Genomic DNA, 18,578 nt, shown 5'->3' with positions numbered 1-18,578 from the left:
GTCTTGATGGGAGTGGCTATGGCCGCACCAAGCGGGCCGACTGCCCTTCGGCGCATCATCGGTGCCGAGATGAAGCGACTCCGGCGCGAATCCGGCAAGACTCAGCAGGACGTCGCGGATGCCCTTGGGGTATTTCCAAACGCGCTGTCTCGCTACGAGGGCGGGGTCTCCTCGATGTCGAACCCGTTGGCGGAGAAGCTGCTCGAAATCTACAGCGTGGAAGACGACCGCCGGGCCGAGCTGCTAGACCTGGCGAAGCGCTCGCGCCGACGCCGCCCAAAGGGCGAGGCTCGAGCAGAGGTCTGGCAGCCGGTAGAGGACCTGATCGCCTTGGAACGCGACGCATCGACCATCCAAGCGGTTTCGCTCCAGCCGGTACCAGGGATGCTTCAAACCGAGAGGTACGCGCGGGCGATGCTCGGACGAGGCAAATTGGGCGCCGATGTCGTAGAGGACCATGTTCAGGCTCGGCTTGCGCGGGCAGAACTGCTTTCGAAGGAAGAGCCTGTCGAGTACTGGGCTGTACTGCACGAAGCAGTGCTGCGGTGCGCTGTCGGCGGCCCCGGGACCATGCGCGAACAGCTGGCTCACATTGCCAATCTGGCGAAGCAACCTAACATCACGATCCAGGTGCTGCCTGACAGCGCTGGAGAGCATCCGGCCATCTCAGGGCCGTTCTACATCCTTCGATTTCCCATAGCCCCCGAGTATGGCGTCGTCTACCACGACTACCTCACGGGCGCGCTTTACCTGGATGAACCTGAAGAGGTTACGCAGTATGATGACGCCTACCTACACCTCATCAAGATGGCCCTGTCTGAGCAGGCCAGCTTGAGGTTCATCAAGAAGCTGTCGCAGGAGCTGTATTCATGACTGTCGTGGAGTTCGGGGACCGGTTCACCTGGAGGAAGGCCACTCGCTCAGCCGACCAGGGCGGCGAATGCGTGTGCGTGGCCGCCGACAGCGATGCTGACCGGGTGGGCATCCGCGACTCCAAGGAGGGCGCTTCCGGTCCGGCCCTGTGGATCAACACCACCGACTGGAACGCCCTGGCGAATCACCTCAACGGCTGAGGATCGGGAGCTGATCGAGTCCGCTGTTTCACGCGGCTAGTTGATCGCTGGAAGGTCGCCTGCAACGGGCTGGTCCCATCGCGGCGGCAGCATCGAAGGCTCCCATTCGGGCTCTGGCTTGAAGTCGGTCAGTGATCCGTCGAAGGGAAACACCCCGGCCTCTATCCGAGCGATGGCCCGTTCACCCTCTGCCCTGATCGCGGCCGCTTCCGCTTCGGTCCAGAAGTCCGGGTGCCCCGTACGCTCGGCGAACTCGTCTTCGTCCTTCCACACCCAAGACCGATCCGGTTTGATCCAGATGTCGAGCGCCAAGTCCCACCGGTCAAGACCGCCGCTCCATCGCTGTGCCGGTGTCTCAAGGTTCACGTACCAACCGAAGAATTCGCCGTCGGTGTCGAAGAACCAAAGGATGGAATGGGAAGTGTCTGGCGGGATGAAAGCCAGGACGTTGGTATCGGTCCATTGATGAGGGGTGAGCATCGTCGGCACCACGGCCAGTTCGTCCACCGGCAGCTTGCGGGTTCGCTTCCCATCGAACGTGGTCTGCCACATGACCTGTGACCCTTCCGCGATCCAGGTCGATATGCCGTTGGCGTCGTCGGCGAGGACCCTTGCCGCGCCCGCCGAGAGAATGCGCCCATCGCGGTGGACGTCCCGGTGAACGATCGTCTGGCCAACTTGAAAGCTCATCACACGCAGCGTAACCCGATCGCCCGACCGCCGCACGACACGGATTTCCCCTGCCCAGCGGCGCGGCGTCCTCGCCAAGCACTCCACAACCGAGAGAAGCCAACCACGAAGTCGGACGGGTCGAAGTCAGGGAAGTCGGAGACGGTGAGCTGGGCGGTGTGTCGGGGACCTGGGTCTTTGCTCCGGTGTTGGCTGCCTCGGTGGCTGCGCCGCTCTCCGGGGGCGGGCTCGGTGAGGGGCATCAGCGACACCGTCCCTCCGCGATGTTATTGGATCGTTATGTTTTGGACGGATGTCGGCCTTGATGGTGTTTGATCCCCAGGGTGGATGTCGACATTGCAGCGTCACCGGCCAGCGCTTTCAATAGAACGCGGACATTGTGGAGTGAGTACTCTGGATGATGTAGATCGGCTACTGTCAATGTGTCTTCGATGCGCGAGTGTCTGTTTTGGTAATATTGTGAAGATCGGCTGACCGTTGACGGCGGTTCGGGGTCGCTGCTAGGTTTCCTGACCGAGCCTGGTCGGTGACTGGGTGCCTGGTAAAGACAACTGAAAGTGACCCCCTTGTGAGCCCTCTTCTGCCCCTGTTTTCGGGCGGCGTTCATCGCGATCCTGATGGTGGTAGCGCTGCCAGATCCATGTCTTCTCGGCCTCGCCTCGTGCGCATCGGTGTGCGTTCGCTGGTGACTGTGGTGCTTGCCGCCATTGGGCTGGTCGGAGCGTCGGTACCGGCGGCGGCGCAGTCGTGCGAGGGTGGGGCGGAGTCGGACTTCGACGGCGATGGGCAGGCCGATTTGATGATCGCCGACCCGGACGCGACCGTGGGGTCGGCGGCTCGTTCGGGAATGGTCCACATCGCCTATGGCGATGGTGCGACGCAGACAATCACGCAGGCCGATGTCCCTGACAACGATGCCGCGGCCGGGGACCGGTTCGGGTACGCGGTGGACTCGACCGATTGGAACGGCGATGGCTGCGCGGATCTGTTCATCGGTGTGCCCTTCGAGGACTGGAGTCACAATACGCTCGCTGACGCCGGTCTCGTGATCTTCATTCCAGGTTCTCCGGGCGGGCTGGACACGACAGCAGCCAAGAACTGGTCGCAGAACTCGTTCGGGACCGGGTCCGGTGCCGAGCCTGGTGACCGATTCGGTTGGAGCCTGGCGGCTGGAACCCAATCGGGTGGCACACCCTTCCTGGTGGTAGGGGCACCCGGAGAGGGCATTGGGGGAGGAGGGTCGCCTGCCGATGGGTCGGGTCTGGTCATATACGCCACCCCGGACGATGCGGTCCACTTCCATCAGGAATCGGATGGCGTCGTCGGGATTGTCGAACCCGGAGACCTGTACGGGTATTCGGTGACCGGATCGGAGTCCGGGTTCGCCGTCGGCGCTCCGGGGGAGGCGATCGGGTCGGTCGACTATGCGGGGACGGTGCATCTGTTCTCCCACAGTGACGGCTCGAGCCTGCCCGATCAGATCGAGGCGTGGGATCAGTCGACACCTGGGATCTCCGGGGTGGTGGAGACCGGCGACATGTACGGGGCCAGTGTGGAGATGGTCGATTACATCTCCACGACCGGTGGCGATCCGCGGATGATGCTGGCGATCGGGACACCGGGCGAGGCGATCGGGTCGGATATGACCGCGGGGCTGTCGTCAGTGGTGTGGTCATCGGGTTCAGGTATCACCGAGTACCGGAACATCACGCAGAACGGCGATGGGAACGCCGACGATACGTCTGAGCCGGGGGACGCGTTCGGCGCGGCGGTGGCGATGGTCAACCGCACCCCCGACCAGAACACCAGCACCGACACCTTGCTGTTGGCGGTCGGATCTCCCGGTGAAGACGCCGACGGCGTACATGATGTCGGCGAGGTCGGACTGTTCTCGATGACAGAGGAAGTCAGCGAGGGCGGCGACGCGGTCCGCCCGGTCCTTGAAGGCGCGGGACTGAACCCGGTCGAGGGGGGCCGGATCGGGTCGGTCGTGCATGCGACGACCACGCACCTGTTCGTCACAGTCGCCGACGAGGCTTCGCCGGCCGTCTACGGGGTCCCGTGGGACAACATCGTCGCCGACGGTACCGATCCGGTCCTGACCTACACCCCGGCCGACTTCGGTCTGGATGTCGCCGACGTGGCCTCGTTCGGGGCGGTTCTGGCATGAGGCCCGCACCGAATCCCAGCCCTGACCCCGAGATGCCCGATACTGCGCGGAAGACGAGGACCCTCATGCGACGTGACCGAGGTGGCCGAAACGCACGCCTGGCAGGTGTGGCGGTACTGGCGGCGGTGTTGACGGCCGGTTTGGCCACCTGGCCGTGGTCGAACGCGGACGGCGACGCCCCCACGGCGTCGGCGCAAGAGACCGACGGCGTCGCACCCTCGGAAGCTGAAGCCGCTGCGGAGGCGGCCGCCTCCGGTGAACCGGTCGAGGTGCTCGCGTTGCGTTCTGAGCAGCGGGATGTGTGGGCGCAGCCGGACGGGTCGTTCGTGGCCCACGAGTACGCTTCGCCGGTGCGGACCTGGATCGACGGGGCCTGGGTCGACATCGACACCACCCTGGAGACGGCCGAGGACGGCTCGATCGGGCCGGTCGCGGCCACGGTGCGGATGCGGTTCTCGACCGGCGGCGACGAGCCGCTGGTCACGGTCGCCAAGAACGGGCATGAGATGACCCTGGACTGGGCCGGGACGCTGCCGGCCCCGTCCCTGGAGGGGGACACGGCCGTCTACGCCGAGGTGCTGCCTGGGGTGGATCTGCGAGTGCGGGCACTGCCGACCGGGTTCACCCACACCCTGGTGGTGGGGACCGCCGAGGCCGCGCAGCAGCCTGAGCTGGAAACGATCGAGTGGCCGGTGACGTTGGACGGTTCCGCGGTGGAGACCACACCCGAGGGCGGCCTGGACGTGGTCGATGCGGGCACCTTCGACGCTTGGTTGTCGGCCGAGGCGCCGGTGATGTGGGATTCGTCGGGTGTGGACGAGGCGACCGAGGCGGTCCCGTCGGTCGGGGCGCGGGATCTGTCCGATTCGGCGGTGGCTCAGGCCACGGCCCGCGAGTTCGGGTCAGTGTCCGGGGTCGGTGTGTCCGGGGACGGCACGTCGATCGTGCTCACCCCGGATCAGGAGCTGTTGACCGGCCCGGACACGGTCTATCCGGTCTACATCGACCCTGAGTACGTCGACTCGCTGCGCACGGCCTGGGCCTACGTCGACGAGGCTTACCCGAGCGAGTCGTACTGGAAGTGGGACGACCACGAAGGGGTTGGCACTTGGACCGACAACGGGCCGATCAAGCGGCAGTTCTTCCGGATGCCGACCTCGGCCTACCGGGGCAAGGACATCATGTCGGCCGAGTTCGCCGTGACCGTGGCTTACAACTGGTACTCCGATGACCGTGAGACCGGGTTCAACATCGATCTGGACCGGATCTCGGGGTTCTCCTCGTCGACGACGTGGAACAATCAGCCGGGCGGGTCCGAGATCGCCACGGCCGACGCACCGGCCCCGGCCGGCAATGATGCCTGCGCGACGCCGTCGAAGTCCTCGGATCACGCGATGGAGTGGGACATCACCTCGACCATCCAGGACCGGGCCGATGCGGGCAAGTCCACGATCTCGGTCCGGCTGCGGAACTGGGATGAGACCGAGGGTCGGCGGTGGATCCGGATCTGCAACAACGCGCACCTGCGTGTCCACTACAACACCCCGCCCGATCAGCCGGACACGGACGACATGTACTCCACCCCGGGCCCGGCCTGTGCATATGCCATCAGCGCCGATTCGTATGTGAACGAGTGGCCGGTGCTGCACGCGACCGGGACCGACCCGGATGACGATCAGGTGCGGATGCGGTTCCGGCTGGTGTGGGGTGCGAACAGCGCCAACCAGTGGTACTCGCCGTGGTCGTCGTATAAGGCGTCCGGTTCGGAGTTCACCCTCGATCTGGCTACGGCTTCAGGGGTCCCGGACCTGCCTGAGGGCGAACCGATCGGGTGGATCGCCCAGACCAGCGACGGGGAGGCGGTCTCGTCGTGGTCCTGGGCCGGTGCGCCGGCCCGGTGTCGGTTCACCTATGACGGGACCGTGCCTGACCCGCCGAGCGTGTCTAGCAACGACTTCCCCATCGGTTCGGACGGGGAGCCGGATCCGATCGTGCCGATGGTCGGCCAGCTCGGACAGTTGACGCTGTCGACGGCCGATGACGACATCGCCGCCTACAAGGTCGACTTCAACAAGGACGACGAAGGGCCTCGGACGATCACGTTGGACTCGCTGGGCGCCGATGCGGTCGTGGAGTTCCTGCCGACCGTGCCGGGGCGCCAGGTCGCCACTGTGGTCGCAGTCGATGCCGCGGGCAACTCGGCGTCGAACTCGTACTCCTTCCGCGTCTCGGCGTCCGACCCGGCAGGGGTGTGGGCCCTCGGTGACGACGAAGGCTCAGATGAGGCCGCTGACCTGGACGGGTCGAACCCTGGCACACCCGGGGGCGGGGTGATCTTCGGTGCCGACGGGCCGGGCACGATGACCGCCGCGTCCTTCGACGGCACCGCCGATGCCTACATCGACACCGGTGTCTACGACGTGGCCCCGACCGGTCAGGGTGCTGCGATCGCGGCGTGGGCGCGTGTCGACGACCTCTCCCGCGACGGCGTGATCGCCTCGATCGACGGCGGCCTCGGCGAGGCCGGACTCATCTTGGGTTACCGGTCGACCTCGGCCACCTCGGGCGAGTGGGTGCTGTCGATGCCGGACATGCCGGTGGGCGCCTTCACCTCCTGGGAGGCGACCGGCGGCCAGGTCACGACCAGTAATCAGGACCAGTGGGTGCACCTGGTCGGGGTGTGGGACGACTACACCGGCCAGATGACCCTGTACCTGAACGGCGCCGAGGTCGCCTCGGCGGCGCGTGAGACGACCTGGTCGGGCGATGGGACCGTGCAGATCGGCCGGGCGAACATCGGCGGATTCTGGGACGACCAGTTCGCCGGCCGGATCGCCGACGTCCGGGTCTTCGACCGGGTCGTCCCGGCCGCCGAGGCTGAGGAGCTGGGCTGGCAGACCGCCATCCGGCAGGGCCTGTGGCAGTTCAACACGGTCGGCGACACCGGCTCGCCCGAATTCGACGGCGGGCCCGAGGCGGTCCTGTCCGGCGGCGCGGACATCTATACCCAGGCCGACCCTGATTTCGACGATCCTGCGCTGGTCGGCGACGGGCACCTGCAGTTGGACGGGGTCGACGGTGCGGCCGCGGTGGACGATCCGGTGGCCGGTACGGCCCGGTCGTTCTCGATCTCGGCTCGTGTCCGGATCGATACCGATGCGGCCTCGGGGCCGATGACGGTCCTGTCGATCCCGGGTTCGAACGTCCCGGCGATGGAGGTGGTGTATGCGCCGGACTGCGACGGCGAGGGCAACGCGTGCTGGCGGCTGCGAGCCGCTGTCGCCGACGAGGCCGATGCCGACCTGATCACCGTTGACGGTGCCCTGGCACCGAGCGATGCCGCCGACGGCCAGGAGCTGACGGTGGTCTTCGACGCGACCACGGGCCAACTGCGGCTGTACGTGGACGGGGCCGCGGCCGTCGCCGAAGACGACGACCTGCTGCTGACTTCATGGACCGCTACCAGCGGTCTCCAGGTAGGACACAGCGACACCGGCGGGTACTTCGCCGGCGCGGTCGATGACGTCCGCGTCTATTCGGGTGTGCTCCACCCGACCGTGATCGCGAGCCTGGCCATCGCCCCGCAGGGTGACCGACCCGAGATCTAGCCCCCTGACCGCTCCCCGACCCCTGATTTGGGAAGGAAACCCCGAGATGTCTGCGCCCCGACTGGAACCGTTGGACGCCCGGGCCCGTCTGGCCGCGGCTCGACGCCGGTTCACCGTGACCGCCGCGACCGTGGCCCTGCTGGGCGGGTTCGCCGTCGGTGGCCTCGACCTGCCCTACCTGGCCGAGGTCCCCACCGCACCGGGCGCCGATGACCCGGCCGAGGGGATCGAGGCTGAAGTCGAGGCCCGTGACGGCAACGGCCTGGCCGCCGAGGGCCCGGTCGAGGCGGCCTGGCCCGAGGCCGAGTTGGCGGTCTTCGATCTGACTGAGGGTGCGGCAACGGGCGAGCTCGGGGGCCTGCCGGTCACCGTCGCGCCAGTCGACCAGCACAGCCCCGATCGTGCCGAAGTCGGGATCCTTCCCGCCTCGGAAGCCGAGGAAGCCGGGGTCTCGGGGCTCCTGCTGGCCGTGGCCGCCGACGGCGGCGAGATCGAAGTCAGCGTGGACTACACCTCCATGGCCGCGTATTACGGCGGCTCCTACGGTGCACGCTTGGCCGCCTGGGACCTGCCCGAATGCGTCGACGACCTCGCTGACCGGTGCGCGTCCGGGGCGCAGCCGCTGGAGGCGGTCAACGACGCCGAAGCGCAGACCCTGACCTACACCGTCGATTCCAGTGGCGGCCACCGTGGTGGGAACTTCCTGGGTGGCGCCGACGGTCACGGCACGATCGGCGGCGCGGTCGGGCACGCCCAATCCACCGCAACCACGTCGACGACGGTGACCGCTCTGGCCGCTGGTGAGGAATCCGATCAGGGTGATTACACCGCGACCGAGATCGCGCCGTCTTCGGAATGGTCGCACGGCGGTGCCTCAGGAGCGTTCCAGTGGTCGTACGGCATCGAGACCCCGCCAGTCATCGGTGGCCTCGCTCCGGACATCACGCTGTCGTATTCGTCGCAGACCTCTGACGGCCGGACGGCGGCGACGAACAACCAGGGCTCGTGGATCGGCGAGGGCTTCACCTACGAGCCGGGCTACATCACCCGGTCCTACCAGTCCTGCGCCGACGACGGCCATGAGGACGAGCCGGGCGCCGGTGACCAGTGCTGGGCCACCGACAACGCCTCCATCGTCCTGGGCGGGTCCTCCGGCGACCTGGTCAAGGACGGCGACACGTGGCGGATCTCCAGTGACGACGGCTCGCGGGTCGAACGGCTCACCGGCGCCGGCAACGGCGATGACAACGGCGAGTACTGGAAGGTGACCACGGTCGACGGCACTCAGTACTACTTCGGACGCCACAAGCTCCCCGGGCACACCTCCGGTGACGATGTCACCGACTCAACGTGGACGGTTCCGGTCTTCGGCGACGATTCCGGCGAACCTTGCTATGACTCGACTTTCGAGGACGCCTACTGCGATCAGGCGTGGCGGTGGAACCTGGACTACGTGGTCGACCCGACCGGTGCGGCCATGGCCTTCTACTACAACACCGAGACCAACGCCTATGCCCGCCACGGCGACACCGAGGTCGACGGCGACACCTATGACCGCGGCGGCTACCTCGACCACATCGACTACGGCCTCCGTGCCGACGACGCTTACGCGACCGCCCCGGCCCGTGTCGACTTCACCGTGGCCGAACGCTGCCTGGACTCGGCCGCCGATTCGGACTGCTCGCCCGGCGCCCTTGACGACGACACTGCCGCCGACTGGCCCGACGTGCCCTGGGATCGACACTGCGAGCCCGGTACCGAATGCGAAGCCACCCAAGCGTCCCCGACGTTCTGGACCCGCAAACGCCTGACCGGGATCACCACACAGGTGCACACCGAGTCCGGTTACCAGAACGTCGACTCGTGGGCCCTCGAGCACTCCTGGGTGTCCAACGGCGATTTGACCCGGACCCTGTGGCTGGAGGCGATCACCCGCACCGGTCACGCCGGCACCGGAGGCGACATCACGCTGCCGCCGACCACGCTGCTGCCGGTGCAGAAGGAGAACCGGGTCGACGAGACCGGCGACAACATCTCCCCGCTCATCAGGCCCCGCCTGGCCACGGTCTACACCGACACCGGCGGCCAGATCGACATCATCTACTCAGGGCACGACTGCGCCACGACCGACACCCCGACCCCGGAGACGAACGGCAGGCGCTGCTTCCCGGTGATCTGGGAACCCTCCTCCAAGGACGAGGACATCACCGACTGGTTCCACAAGTACACCGTCACCGAGGTGACTGTCTCGGACCGGACCGGCGCCAGCCCCGACCAGGTCACCCGCTATGAGTACGCCGACCCGGCCTGGCGGCACACCCAGTACAAGGGCATCGGCGACGAGGACACCTTCACCTGGGCAGAGTGGCGCGGCTATGGCGAAGTGACCACGATCGGCGCCCCGAATACGACCCTGGAGACCGAGCAGGTCACCCGCTACTACCAGGGCATGCACGGCGACGACAACGGCGACGGGGGCACCCGCACCGTCACCCTCACTGATGCACTCGGTCATGCCCACACCGACTACGACCAGCTCTCCGGGCGCGTGCTCGATCAGCTGACCTTCAACGACGGCCAGCTAGTCGCCCGGACCTCCAGCGACTACTGGCGGCACGTGACCGCCACCGACACCCACGACTGGGGCGAGCTGACCGCCGCGTTCGTCCGAGCCAACACCACCCGCAGCGAAGCGCTGGAGGCCGATGGCACCTGGCGGCGCACCACCACCGACTCCGATTGGGACGCCACCTACGGCCTGGTCACCACAGTCGACGACTTCGGTGACAGCTCCACCAGCGCCGACAACCGCTGCACCCGCTACGAATACGCTCGCAACAGCGACGACTGGATGATCGACTACACCAAGCGGGTCGAGACCGTCGCCGTCGCCTGCGGATCTATCCCCGACCGCGCCACCGATGTCATCTCGGACGTGCGCACCAGCTTCGACGGCGGCGATTACGGGACCGCCCCGACCAAGGGCCTGGTCACCAGCGTCGCCGAGCTCGAATCCCACGACGGGACTAACGCCGACTATGTGACCACCGCCGAGATTACCTATGACAGCTTCGGTCGGGCGTTGACGGTCGCCGACGCGGCCGGGAACACTACGACCACGGCCTACACCGACACCGCCGGACGCAACACGAGCAACACGGTCACCAACCCACTCGGACACGAAACGACCACCGTGTTCGACCCGATCCGCCACCTGCCGACCGCGGTCACCGACCCCAACGACCAGACCACAGAACAGGTCTACGACACCCTCGGGCGAGTCACCGAGGCGTGGATGCCCTCCCCGTCCCAGGTACCGCACTACCGGTTCGCCTACCAGATCTCCGACACCGCACCGACCACCGTGACCACCGAACGGATCGTCGGCAACGGACCGGACACCATCGAGAGCATCGAACTGTTCGACGGGCTCCTGCGCTCCCGCCAGACCCAGACCACCGGCCCCGACGGCGGGCGGCTGATCACCGACACCCTCTACGACGCCCTCGGCCGCACCGCCGAGACCCGGCAGCCCTACTACGCGACCGGCGCTCCGGAGGGGACGGTGCTGCTGGTCGACTCCGGCGAAGTCGACCTTCAGACCATCACCGAGTACGACGATCTGGGCCGGACGACCGATGCGATCACCGCCGAGGCCGGACAGGAATTGTGGCGCACCAGCACCGAGTACTGGGCCGGGCAGACGACCGTCACCGCCCCCGACGGCGGGACGGCCACGACCACCTACACCGACGCCCGCGACCAAACCACCGAACTGCGCCGATACCTCGGCCACGAGCCGGTCGGCGACTTCCAGGCCACGACCTACGACTACACCCCGGACGGGAACCTCGAGACCGTCACCGACTTCGACGACAACACCTGGTCGTTCGAATACGACCAACGCGGCCGCAAAACCGAAGCGGTCGACCCCGACACCGGCACCACCGACTACGCCTACGATGTGCTCGGCAACTTGACGGCCACCACCGACGCCCGCGGCCAGACCCTCTCGACCGTCTACGACGAGCTCAACCGCGTGGTCGAGACGTGGGAGGGCCAGCCCGAGACCGGCACCCAGCTGACCCGGCGGGTCTGGGACACCGCCTACATCGGCTACGAGACCGGCTCGGTCGCCTACGAAGACGACCTGAAGATCACCAGCGTCACCAACATCCGCAACTGGGACTACCAACCCATCCGCCAGCACGTCTCCATCGACGGCGAAGCCGCCGGAGACCTGGCCGGGACCTACGGGACCAGCACCGACTACTACCTCGACGGCACCACCAGCGGCCGCACCTGGGGAGCCGTCGGCGGCCTCGACAGCGAACTGGTCGTCTACGACCGAGACGACCTCGGCCGCATCACCGCCGTCCACGGCAACGACGGCACCTACGCCGACAACCTCACCTACCGGCCCGACGGCCTGCCCACCAGTGCCCAATACCCGACCAGCGCGACCACCCTCGAACAGACCTGGGTCTACGGCGAGGCCAACCGACTCACCCAGACCTGGACCGAAGCGTTCGACCGAGCCGGGAGCCTGTCCGAAGTCTCCTACGACTACGACGACGCCGGCAACGTCCTCTCGATCATCGACGGCCCGACCGCCGAGAACCTTGAGCGCCAAGCTGAATGCTACGCCTACGACGGCCTGCGGCGCCTGACCGAAGCCTGGACCACCGCCGGGCCCGGCGCCGACTCGGCCGCCTGCACCGGCGGGCCCGAAACCACCGGCACCGACGGGGCCGCACCATACTGGCAGTCGTTCACCTTCGACGCCGCCGGCAACCGCACCAGCCTCACCGTCCACGACACCACCGGCACCGGGGACGACCACACCTGGGACTACACCTTCGGCAACCAGACCGCCCACACCCTGGAGACGGTGACCGACACCGACACCGGCGAGTCGACCAGCTATGACTACGACCCGACCGGCAATACCACCGCCGTCACCTCCACCACCGGGTTCAGCCAGGAAATGACCTGGAACGCCAGCGGCAAGATCGACTCGATCACCACCGAAGGCGCCGCCACCTCCAGCACCGGCGCCGTCGGCGGCGATGCCGAGAACGGCACCATCGAGTTCTCCTACGACGCCGACGGCAACCGCGTTATGCGTTCCAGCGAGGAGTCCGCCACGCTGTATGTTGCGGGTGTGGAACTCACCCTCGACAAGACCACCGGGGCCCTGGACTCGACCCGCACGGTCGACCTGCCCGGCGGCGCCACCAGGGTCGAATCCAGCGGTGACCAAGCCCAAATCCAACTGACCGACCACCACGGCACCGGCACTCTCGCCTTTGACTGCCAGACCGGCGACGTGACCCGCCGTTACTCCGACCCCTACGGCAACAACCTCCACACGGCCACGACCGCAGCCGACGGCGACCCCCTCTGGCTGTCCCAAGTCGGCTACGTCGGCGGCACCATCGACCCCACCGGCTACACCCACATCGGCGCCAGAGACTACAACCCCGCCACCGGCCGATTCCTCTCCGTCGACCCCATCGCCGACTTGACCGACGCCCAACAACTCAACGGCTACGCCTACTCCAACAACTCACCGGTCACCTTCACCGACCCCACCGGCCTCAAATGGAACATCTCCGACAGTCCCGGTGGAGGCGGCGATTGGGCGATTAAGGACCCGACGCCACCATCAAAGGGCGGGCCAAAGAATGCGCCAGGAAATGGCGGGAGCGGCGGTGCCAATGAAGAAGACTATCCTGGTCTACAGGACGTCATGGATTGCCAGAATCTCCACGAGGGGAGTTCTTGCTCGACGATGACGGATACCGACATGATCGTTCCGGGAGGAAAGGGCACGATCATGATCGACATGTGGATTTCCGCTGACACTCCAGGTTTGCATGGCAACGAACGTGGGCTGAGTACTGATCCGACTGAAGAAACTAAAGTCAAGATATTCTGGAACACTGAAACCGGTCAAGTCACGATTATTTCAGACCACACCTGCGCAGATTGGGGGGATTGCTACGACGCCCGTGACTCATGCTTCGATTGCGGTGAAGACGACAATAGTGTTGAAGTCGGAAGTATTGAAACTGATCAGAGATGCTATTTTAGGGTCGGGTGCTCCGAAATTGGTCCTGAAGGCGGCGTTGACCAATGGAGTGGATTCTCGTTCGAGGTCAACGCGTCGGAATCCTTTTCTGTCGAACACCCAGGCTTTGGGCCGTTTATTCCGGATATCAATCGTACTGTGAGTATCGGGTTTAGCAAGAGCGGTGATGGAGGGATCTTTGTCGCCAACTCTGGAGATAGATATCCGTCGATGGCGATTGTTCAGTATCAGTCTGGACAGGATCCGAATGTGATTGCAAATGTTGATGAGGAAGCGGGCATATTGGAGATTCCTAGGGGATTGTTCCCGACCAGCAACCAAAACTATCAAGTAGTGCGCGCATGGTAAACCGAAAGCAAGCCGTGGTCGGCGAATCTAAAACGCCAAATCGGTCAAGGCAATTCGAGATTTCGAACGTAGTGAAGTTTTTCCTATTGTGGCCCGTTCTGAGGATAGGGATTGCAGCGATGCCATTGATTATCCTTCCTGCCTTGGCGACTGTAGGCGCCAATATTGCTGATCTGTTTCTTGTATGCACAGATCGTTGCAAGGCGGTGAGATAATGGTGATTCGCAAGAGTAGACTTTTCGGCGGACATGTCAGCTTTGTCACGCTTCGGAAGTTCTTTTCCGGCTCGATTTTCAAGAACCTATGGACTTGGACACTCGTGGAATTCGCAATCGTTCCACTGCCTCTAATTGCCATTGGATTGATTCCGCCAAAGGAGAGTGGAGAGGCGTTTTCGAACGAATTCTGGCCGATTCTGTATCTTGCCGGTGGGGCGCTTATGGTCGGTATTGTGACCGTGATTCTGCCATGTGCTATTGTCTCTGAACGGCGATTCAAGATGAATTCTCCGAAAAGAATGCATTTCATCCCTTATCTAGGCCTGGGTGTGTATGCCGTCATTATGATCCGAACGATGGGAATGCTTTTTGGACTGCTGCTGGTTCCTCAGTTTGTCGTGGTCTTTATTCTCCATCTCCTAATGGCGCGACAATATAGGAACCGAATGGGCTCTATCCGGGGCCACGGCGTACCCAGGGTCGACCCGGGTTGATGTTCTTCAACAGGGTGAGGCGCGACTGGAGCAACGGTTCCCTCGTTGATGAGGTTGGAGCACCATTCATATTAGGGCGGCAGCGTGTGTGGCTTTTTCCAGACGGCGGTCATTGCATGACCGAACAGTATGACGATATGATTGTTCCTGGTGATTATGATTATGATTATGATTATGATTATGATTATGGGGTTATTTCCATAGACTATTTTATCGCCTCGGAAACCATTGGCATCTGCAGTGATTGGGCCTCGGACTGGATGTGTGGATATGGAGACGGAAGAGGGCATACTAGTGAGCTAGGTGTTACAACCAAAGCCAGAATATTCTGGGATACCAAGACTGGACAGATTACCGTTATTGTCGGTCAAAGTTGTACCAAGGAACAGTGTCATAATGCCCGTGATCTGGAGCTCGGATGCTGTTTCGAGAGCAACAGTGTTTCTCCGACTTCAAATGACATGATGCACTCGGACGAGTACTTCTTTCAGGGGGCGTTCGCGATTGATGCAAAGCAATCGGTTCGTGATGATTTCCCACCAGCTATTAATCGAAGTACTTCGATACGGTTCGCTGATGATCACCTTTGGATTGGCTCCGCTGGAGATCCGTATCCATCAATGACTGTGACGCAGTACGATCGTCTCGGCAATGCCAGCACCCTGGTTGAGCTCGATGAGTCAGGTCCTTCAGGTTGGGGCTTGTCTCCATTGACTCATCATTCAGAACACTGGGTGGTGGAGATTTGAGGACCGGATCCATCTTTTCGCTGATGTGGACCAGCGTGAGATTCTTTCTGCTTTGGCCGATTGTATTCACGATCGAGTTTGGCGCAGTTCTTCTAGTCCTAGAACTATCCACAGAGGGGCACTTGCTGAGTAGAAGTGAGATTCTTGAGGCGGTAGGATACGCAACGATTATTTTCGTTCCGGTAGTGGTTTTGAGTGTCCTGTTGCCTCTCCTAGCGATTCGAATTGCTGCACCGAAAGTTCCTAATTTTGCCTTGGGTATACAGCTTGCTCCTTATTTCCTAATGGGAGTATTCTCGATTGTTTTTGCAATGACGCGAGAAATTGACCTTGGAGAAATTTGGGAGACTCCGTTTCTGCTTATCGTGTTTATTGTGTATGCCGGAACCATTCATGGATTTGAGTTTCGCCATAGGCAATTGATGGAAACAGGATGCTCGGTCTTTCGGTGCTACCTGCCTTGCTCGGCCTGATGGTGGCTTGTTTCACTTCGGCCGGGCATCCTGAAGAGATCGAAGATCCAGTCCTTAATGGTAATTTGATCGGGCTTTGGATAAACGGCGATGATGAGCGAATTGGAAGGTCGGGGTCGGTTCCTAATACGGCGGCGGAAGTTCGTGATGTCGTGACGTTTGGTTGCCGCCTTGCTTCTTTTGGTGAGGGATGCCGTGGCGGCGATCCTCGACGATCAACTGACGACCAGGCCCGCGGGAACTGCCTTGACCGTGCAGTTGTCGTCATCGATAGTGTCCGTATGGATGCGCTGGCCAGGGCTGCGGAGGATTTCCTCTACGATTTCGAACCGAGGGCAGATGTGCCCTTGGCTGCTGCCGAGGCGCTCGCGGAGGGCATGCTGTCACCGGCGCTGATCGACCTGGCGTGTCTGCGGCGAGACGACCGCTCAGAGATCCACACCCTCATTCCGCAGCTGTTCAACGAACTCGGCCGACCGCTGCCATCAAGGCCCGCTGCGGCTTTCGCCAGGGCCCAAGAGGCGGCGCGGGAGACGCTCGACGGCGCCCGCTCGTATGACGAAGGGCTCCTACGGCTGATCAGGTTCCTCATGCAGGAGGATTCCTGCGGCGACAGCTACTGCCATGGCTACGGGGACATCCTCAGATTCGAGGAGACCTACCACGCCCAGGGCAGCCTCCTCGAAGGTCAGCCCGGCGAGCATGCCCCCGACTGGTTTCCCGACAACGATGCCCTCGAGCAGTTCACCGAGTTCCTCGGATGGCTCGTGGACAGCGACCATGCATGCGCAGGTCCAGTCGCAACATCGCCATAGCGTGTATGTGGGGGTGTCACTTGCGTGACATTCGACGACAGTTTGGGGTCGTGTCCAACCGGTTGGGACGCAAGGGATTCAGCGGATATGGGCGCGGCTGCCGGTTCACCATTCAGGTTGTGACACAAGAAAACAGAACAGCGGCAGCCGCTGCGGTGAGCATAGTCCGTGAGGTGACCGCCGAACTGCTGGGCTCATGCGCGGGCCTGTTCGGTCGGATCGAGTCCCGCCGCCTGGCCGCTGACGCCGTGGCCGGGATGCAGGCCGACCTGTCCCGGAAGAACTGCTGGTCGATCGCGAAGAACGCCGGACATGCCGACCCGTGGCGGCTCCAGCACTTCTTCAACGACGGCGCCTGGAACGAGGACGCCGTCCGCGACAGGGCCGCCCAAGCCGCATGGGATCAGATCGCCTGCGCCCCCGAGCGGGTGCTCGTCTTCGACGAGACCGGCGACCTCAAGAAAGGCGAGCACACCGTCGGCGTCCAGCGCCAGTACACCGGGACCGCGGGCCGGATCGAGAACGCGACCGTGACTGTCTTCGCCGCCTGGGCCACCCCCGAGAGACGCTTCCTGATCGACTACGAGCTCTACCTGCCCGAGTCCTGGACGAGCGACCCGGAGCGGATGGCCGAGGCCGGGGTCCCGGACTCGATCGGTTTCGCCACCAAACTCGTCCAAGCCGAGCAGATCCTGGCCCGCCGCGTCGCCGCCGGCGAGGTCCCGACTGCCCTGGCCGGTGACGCGGTATACGGGCGCAGCGAGCCGCTCCGGCGCACCGCCGAGACCACAGGCATCGCCTACGTGCTCGAAGTCGGCAAAGACCACCAGGCGCAAGTCGATCCGGCGATCGAGGCCGAGCGCGTCGACTACCTCGCCGAAGAGATTCCGACCCGGAACTGGTCGACTCGCAGCGCCGGGGCCGGCTCGCGCGGACAACGCTGGTACGCCTGGGGCTACCTCACCCTTGACTCGAGCGGCGCCGAAGGCGAGCGGGGACTCCTGGTCCGCTGGAACCGCCGCAAAGACGAGTACGCCTACTACCTGACCTACCTGCCCGAGCGCGCGACCGGCGGCCTGGCCCGGCTGATCCGCGTCGCCGGGCTCCGCTGGCCGATTGAGACCACATTCCAGGACGCCAAGGGCTGCTTCGGGCTCGATGAGCACCAGATGCGCAAGTGGACCTCCGTCCGCCGCTGGATCACCCTCGCCCTGTTCGCCGCCTGCGCGACCGCCATTGCTCACCGCAGCGCTGCGACGCTCGGCAGCCGTCTCACCCTGACCGGCCTCGCCCGCCTCTACGGCGAGATCACCAGGGCCGTCCACCCCGACGAGTTCCATAACCACTGGTCAGAATGGATATGCGACCACAACGAACAAGCCCGACGATCCCACTACCAGCGACGAGGCGACCACCAGCCGTCATGACATCACGAACTTCCGCCGCCGTACTAACCGGCGGTTCAGGGCTCGTGTTCGGTGCCGGGGACACGGGGAAGGGTCCGCCGGGTGTTCCCGGTCGGGCTGCGATGGTCTATCGCCTCTCCGCCGCGGGCTTCTCCCGCGACGGGCGGAGTAAGAACGGGATCGGTTCGAGACTGCTGGCAGTGCGGGGGGATACGGAATCGGGCTCCGGTTCGCCTCCGGGGTCGGGTGTCGGTTCCGGTGCTTGGATCCCGGTGGTCGCATGAGCGGTTGCTCTGCTGTTGGTGGTCTCGGTGGTGAAGCGTGCTCGTGCTTTGTCTCGGGCGGCGCGTGCGGCGGCCCGGGCGCGGTCGGTTTCGGCTTGTTCGGCGGCGCGGTTCAAGTCTGCTTTGAGTGTTTCGGCCCATTCGGTGGGGTAGAGG

Annotated in this window: 11 protein-coding genes; 10 read left to right on the top strand and 1 reads right to left on the bottom strand. The window is 64.3% G+C overall.

The window, feature by feature from the left end:
- The first annotated feature begins 18 nt into the window (after positions 1–18).
- Together JFB92_RS12135 and JFB92_RS12130 are read left to right on the top strand one after the other, a co-directional pair.
- The gene (locus JFB92_RS12135) at positions 19–873 is read left to right on the top strand and encodes a helix-turn-helix domain-containing protein (protein WP_199038619.1); all 855 of its coding nucleotides are present in this window, start codon (positions 19–21) and stop codon (positions 871–873) included.
- The gene (locus JFB92_RS12130; protein WP_199038615.1) at positions 870–1,073 is read left to right on the top strand and encodes a DUF397 domain-containing protein; all 204 of its coding nucleotides are present in this window, start codon (positions 870–872) and stop codon (positions 1,071–1,073) included. Before JFB92_RS12135 ends, JFB92_RS12130 begins: the two co-directional genes overlap by 4 nt.
- 36 nt (positions 1,074–1,109) lie before the next feature.
- Here JFB92_RS12130 and JFB92_RS12125 read toward each other — a convergent pair whose 3' ends face one another.
- The gene (locus JFB92_RS12125) at positions 1,110–1,763 is read right to left on the bottom strand and encodes a ribonuclease FAU-1 family protein (protein ID WP_199038612.1); all 654 of its coding nucleotides are present in this window, start codon (positions 1,761–1,763) and stop codon (positions 1,110–1,112) included.
- A 661-nt stretch (positions 1,764–2,424) separates the two neighbouring features.
- On the opposite strand from JFB92_RS12125, the gene JFB92_RS12120 reads away from it, so the two are divergent.
- The 8 genes from JFB92_RS12120 (at position 2,425) to JFB92_RS12085 (ending at position 18,159) form a co-directional block, all read left to right on the top strand.
- A complete protein-coding gene (locus JFB92_RS12120; RefSeq protein WP_199038609.1) occupies positions 2,425–3,933 on the top strand; it encodes an FG-GAP repeat domain-containing protein in 1,509 nt (502 codons plus the stop codon).
- Positions 3,934–3,998: 65 nt separating this feature from the next.
- Entirely contained in the window at positions 3,999–7,541 is a 3,543-nt protein-coding gene (locus tag JFB92_RS12115; RefSeq protein WP_199038606.1) for a LamG-like jellyroll fold domain-containing protein, read from the top strand.
- A gap of 46 nt (positions 7,542–7,587) precedes the next feature.
- On the top strand, positions 7,588–13,983 hold the full coding sequence (locus JFB92_RS12110; RefSeq protein ID WP_199038603.1) for an RHS repeat domain-containing protein: 6,396 nt from the start codon (positions 7,588–7,590) through the stop codon (positions 13,981–13,983).
- 214 nt (positions 13,984–14,197) lie between these two features.
- Positions 14,198–14,695 carry a hypothetical protein gene (locus tag JFB92_RS12105; protein ID WP_199038602.1) on the top strand — a complete coding sequence of 166 codons (498 nt, stop codon included), beginning with the start codon at positions 14,198–14,200 and terminating at the stop codon, positions 14,693–14,695.
- 116 nt (positions 14,696–14,811) lie between these two features.
- Positions 14,812–15,444, top strand: coding sequence for a hypothetical protein (locus tag JFB92_RS12100; RefSeq protein ID WP_199038600.1), 633 nt, complete (start codon positions 14,812–14,814; stop codon positions 15,442–15,444).
- A gap of 23 nt (positions 15,445–15,467) precedes the next feature.
- A complete protein-coding gene (locus tag JFB92_RS12095; RefSeq protein ID WP_199038598.1) occupies positions 15,468–15,917 on the top strand; it encodes a hypothetical protein in 450 nt (149 codons plus the stop codon).
- Positions 15,878–16,732, top strand: coding sequence for a hypothetical protein (locus JFB92_RS12090; protein ID WP_199038596.1), 855 nt, complete (start codon positions 15,878–15,880; stop codon positions 16,730–16,732). The genes JFB92_RS12095 and JFB92_RS12090 overlap by 40 nt, the downstream gene beginning before the upstream one ends.
- A 173-nt stretch (positions 16,733–16,905) precedes the next feature.
- Positions 16,906–18,159, top strand: a complete 1,254-nt coding sequence (locus JFB92_RS12085; protein ID WP_199038593.1) for an IS701 family transposase — start codon at positions 16,906–16,908, stop codon at positions 18,157–18,159.
- Positions 18,160–18,578 lie beyond the last annotated feature (419 nt).

The sequence above is a fragment of the Glycomyces salinus genome (genome assembly GCF_016428645.1).
In the GTDB taxonomy this organism is placed as follows: Bacteria; Actinomycetota; Actinomycetes; order Mycobacteriales; family Micromonosporaceae; genus Glycomyces; species Glycomyces salinus.
This window is presented reverse-complemented; position numbering and strand designations above follow the sequence as displayed.

What these genes read in the sequence shown, in the direction of transcription:
- JFB92_RS12135 (WP_199038619.1), top strand. Translation starts at nt 19, where the DNA reads ATGGCCGCACCAAGCGGGCCGACTGCCCTTCGGCGCATCATCGGTGCC.
- JFB92_RS12130 (WP_199038615.1), top strand. Translation starts at nt 870, where the DNA reads ATGACTGTCGTGGAGTTCGGGGACCGGTTCACCTGGAGGAAGGCCACT.
- JFB92_RS12125 (WP_199038612.1), bottom strand. Translation starts at nt 1,763, where the DNA reads ATGAGCTTTCAAGTTGGCCAGACGATCGTTCACCGGGACGTCCACCGC.
- JFB92_RS12115 (WP_199038606.1), top strand. Translation starts at nt 3,999, where the DNA reads ATGCGACGTGACCGAGGTGGCCGAAACGCACGCCTGGCAGGTGTGGCG.
- JFB92_RS12110 (WP_199038603.1), top strand. Translation starts at nt 7,588, where the DNA reads ATGTCTGCGCCCCGACTGGAACCGTTGGACGCCCGGGCCCGTCTGGCC.
- JFB92_RS12105 (WP_199038602.1), top strand. Translation starts at nt 14,198, where the DNA reads ATGGTGATTCGCAAGAGTAGACTTTTCGGCGGACATGTCAGCTTTGTC.
- JFB92_RS12100 (WP_199038600.1), top strand. Translation starts at nt 14,812, where the DNA reads ATGACCGAACAGTATGACGATATGATTGTTCCTGGTGATTATGATTAT.
- JFB92_RS12095 (WP_199038598.1), top strand. Translation starts at nt 15,468, where the DNA reads ATGTGGACCAGCGTGAGATTCTTTCTGCTTTGGCCGATTGTATTCACG.
- JFB92_RS12090 (WP_199038596.1), top strand. Translation starts at nt 15,878, where the DNA reads ATGCTCGGTCTTTCGGTGCTACCTGCCTTGCTCGGCCTGATGGTGGCT.